We start from the raw sequence: 3,502 nt of genomic DNA on the forward strand, positions 1-3,502 counted from the left end.
GTGGTTGCCCAGCCGGGCGAGGTCGGTGGCGAGGTTGGCCCGGGAGAGCAGCACCCAGGGGTGGTCCGCCCAGAGGGTGCCCGCGATGCCGGTGGCGGTGTCCTGGTCCAGCCGGTGGGCGCGCGGGTGCTCGCCGAGCGCCCGGAGCGTCACGGCGTGGTTGAGGGCGGCCAGGTACGTGTACGGATGGTGCTCGCCGAGCACCTCCCGGTACCCCTGGTGGGCCTCGGCACCGCGCTGGCCCGCGGCCTGGAGGTCGCCGGTCATGCGCAGGTCGTTGCCGAGGTTGGTGAGGGCGGCGAGGGCGTCGGGGTGGCGGTCGCCCGCGGTGCGACGGTAGTGGTCGAGGACCAGCACGGCCAGCTCCAGGCCGCGTTCGTAGTCCCCGGCCTTGCGGCAGCTGACGGACAGGTTCTTGATGGCGCGCAGGGTGTGCGGATGGGTCTCGCCGTAGTACTGGCGGTAGGTGGCGACGGTCTGCTCCTGGAGGGTGCGCGCCTCCGCGTACTCACCGCATTCGCGCATATCGCGGGCGAGGTTGTTGACGGTGAACAGCGTGGAGCGGGCCGTCGCGCCCAGGACCATGGCCCGGACCTGCCAGACCTTCCGGTCCAGCTCCCGGGCCTCGGTGAACCGGCCGGACAGCCGCAGGCTCACCGCGTAGTTGTGGCCCGCCATCAGGGTGTTGGGGTCGTCGGTGCCGAAGACCCGCACACTCTTGGCGTACGTGTCCTCGTCCAGCTCCAGGGCCTCTCGGAAGTTGCCGCAGGCCCGCAGGTCGGCGGCGACCCCGCCCGCCAGGTTGAGCGTGTCCTCGTGCTCCTCGCCGACGGTGGCGCGCAGCCGCCGCAGCGCGTCCGCGTTCAGCTCGCGGGCCTCGTCCAGCCGGCCCAGGGAGCGCTGGGCCGCGCCCAGCAGCCGGACCAGGTTGATGGTCCGCAGATCGTCGGGGCCGAGCCCGCGGCGCCACTCCTTGAGGGCGCGCCGGGCCAGTTCGACGCCGCTGCGGAAGTCGCCGCGGGCCAGCAGATAGCGGACGACGTTGAGGACGGTGTGGCAGACGTCCGGGTCCTGGCACTCCAGCATGCCGGAGGTCTCGACGTGCGGCAGGATCTCCGTGTACTGCTCCCAGTTGCGCAGCATCTCGGGGTCGCCGGGGTCGTGCGCGGACAGCAGCAGATGGGCCAGATGGGCGGTGCTCTCGGCGGTTGCGGCGTCCAGTCCGTCCTGGAGGACGCTGCGCACCAGCCGGTGCAGCTGCACCGTACCGGCCCGGTTGTCGATGGTGAGGAGCGAGTAGCGGCCGATGTCACGGATGGCCCGGGCCCGGTTGAGCGGTTCCTTGACGGTGCGGGACAGGGCGGCGGGCAGGCTGAGCAGCCGGGCGTTGTGCAGCAGGGACAGGGGCACCGGCTCGGGGCCGAAGAAGGCCAGCAGCCGCAGCAGTTCGAGGGCTCCCGCGTTGCGTGCCCGCAGGGAGTCCATGGAGACCTGCCACACGGCCGCCACGGACTCCGCGCCGCCGACCGTCATGGGCTCGGCGAACACCTCGGAGCGGCGGCTGGCCAGCAGCCCCAGGTACTCCTCGACCTGCACACCGCTGTTGACCTGCCAGGCCGCGGCCTGCTCGATGGCGAGCGGCAGGTCGCCGAGGGCGTCGGCCAGCCGTGACGCGTCCTCGCCGGTCATGGTGGTGTCGCGGCGGCGGAGGAACTCGATGCTCTCCTCGCGCGTGAAGACGTCCACCTTGAGGGCGCTGACCTGGTCGGCCCAGCCGCCGTCCCGGGAGGTGATGATGACGTGGCCCGCGCCACCGGGCACCCCGACCATATGCGGGATGTACGGCATGACGTCCTCGGGGCCGAGGGCGTTGTCGAGGACGAGCAGCCAGCGCTTCACGGGGAAGCCGGAGGCCAGGGCGGAGATGACCTTGTCGACCACGCCGTCCACGTCGGGGCCCTCGATGCCGAGGGTCGAGCCGAGCGCGGAGAGCGAGGTGCGGATGACGGCGGGCTGTTCGGCCCGCACCCACCAGACGAGTTCGTACTCCTCCGCGTACCGGCGGATGTACTCGATCGCCAGCTGGGTCTTGCCGACGCCCCCCAGCCCGTACAGCGCCTGGGGCAGCACGGCGGCGCGGCGGCCCTCGGTGAGGTAGGACCGCAGCATCCGCAGATGCTCCTCGCGGCCGGTGAAGTTGGCGTTCGGCAGCGGGACGCTGCCGGGGGCGCGCACGGCCCCGCCGGGGGGCGCACCGGCGGGGCTCTGGTCGGGGGCGGAACCCGGAGGGCCGTCCGGGGCGGCGCCGTTCTCCTGCGGGGGGCCGGACGGTGGCGCGCCGGCCGGTGTGGACGATGTGAGCCGTTCCGTGTCCGGAGCGCTCCCTGACATGGTCTCTCCCTTGGTGCGGACGCCCGGAAGATCGCTGCGGTCGTCGGTCTCGGGCGGGGAAGGCGGCGGATCGACCAGGACGCGCACCTTCTGCGCGAGCCTGCTGTACGGACGGCCGAGCGCGAGGAGCGCGGGGTGGGCGGCCGCGGCCAGCTCCCGTTCGGCGGGGGTCAGCCGGTCGTCGACCGGCCCGTCGGGCGCGGCGAGGTACCGCGGCAGCAGATCGGGGCGGGCGCCGATGACCTTGGCCGCCACCGCGGACACCCCCTGGAGGGCGCGGAACAGCTCGCCGCGCCCGAGCCCGCCGAGGAGCTGGTTGCGTACGCCGTCCCGGAAGGCGAAACCGGTGAACCCGGCCGCGGCCGGGGCGGGGCGCTCCAGCAGCCCGCTGAGCAGCACTTCGGCCAGCGGCAGCGGGCCCAGCCGGGGCAGCACGGCCTTCTTGACCTTCTCCATCACATCGAGGGTCAGCGGCGCGAGCGCCAGATGGGAGGCGAGCAGCCGGGCGGCGGGCGAGGCGGCGGCGCGGAAGTTGCGCACCCGCTCGTCCGGGGCGAGCGGATCGTCGTCCTCCGGGGTGCGCGGGGCGGCGGCGCAGCGCGCGGCGAGCCCGTCGGTGTCGGTGAGCAGGGCGGCGGCGGGCAGCCAGCCGCCACCGGTGCCGGTGACCAGCCGGGCCCAGGTGGCGAGCCATTCGGGCTCGATCTCCAGCACGGGGACGGGCACGGGCCGGTCCTCCGGCGGGCCTTCGCCGGGTAACGGCCCGTCCGCGCCGTCCGCGCCCTCCGCGTCCTGGTCCCCGGGGGCCGGGCCCGGGAGGCGCAGGCCCAGCTCGGTGTTGGGCAGCCCGCCCGCGCAGGCGCGCAGGGAGACGTCCAGCGGGATGGCGTCGCACCGGTCCCACATGTGGTGCGGCAGCGGGTTGAGCACGGCGACGGGGCCGTGCCGCGCCCACAGGTCGAGCAGCCGGGGCACGGTGCCCCGCGACCACCCCTCGCCCACGCAGTCGCTGAGCAGCAGGATCAGCCGTCGGCGCTGGGGGTGCAGCAGCTCCTGCGGGTCGCGGTCCGCGGCGCTGCCGTCCGGGCGCCCTCACCTCGCCGGGGCGCCA

At 74.5% G+C, this 3,502-nt stretch carries 1 protein-coding gene and 1 pseudogene; both read right to left on the reverse strand.

The features are described 5' to 3' along the window. Window positions 1–2,391 (reverse strand): FxSxx-COOH system tetratricopeptide repeat protein (gene fxsT, locus SSOG_RS18870; RefSeq protein ID WP_281048200.1); only part of this gene is annotated, 2,391 nt, incomplete at its 3' end. A gap of 246 nt (window positions 2,392–2,637) precedes the next feature. Next, window positions 2,638–3,459 (reverse strand): annotated as a pseudogene (locus SSOG_RS57490) (SAV_2336 N-terminal domain-related protein); the annotation flags it as partial. Between the last annotated feature and the right edge of the window lie 43 nt (window positions 3,460–3,502).

It is taken from the genome of Streptomyces himastatinicus ATCC 53653 (assembly GCF_000158915.1).
Lineage (GTDB): Bacteria > Actinomycetota > Actinomycetes > Streptomycetales > Streptomycetaceae > Streptomyces > Streptomyces himastatinicus.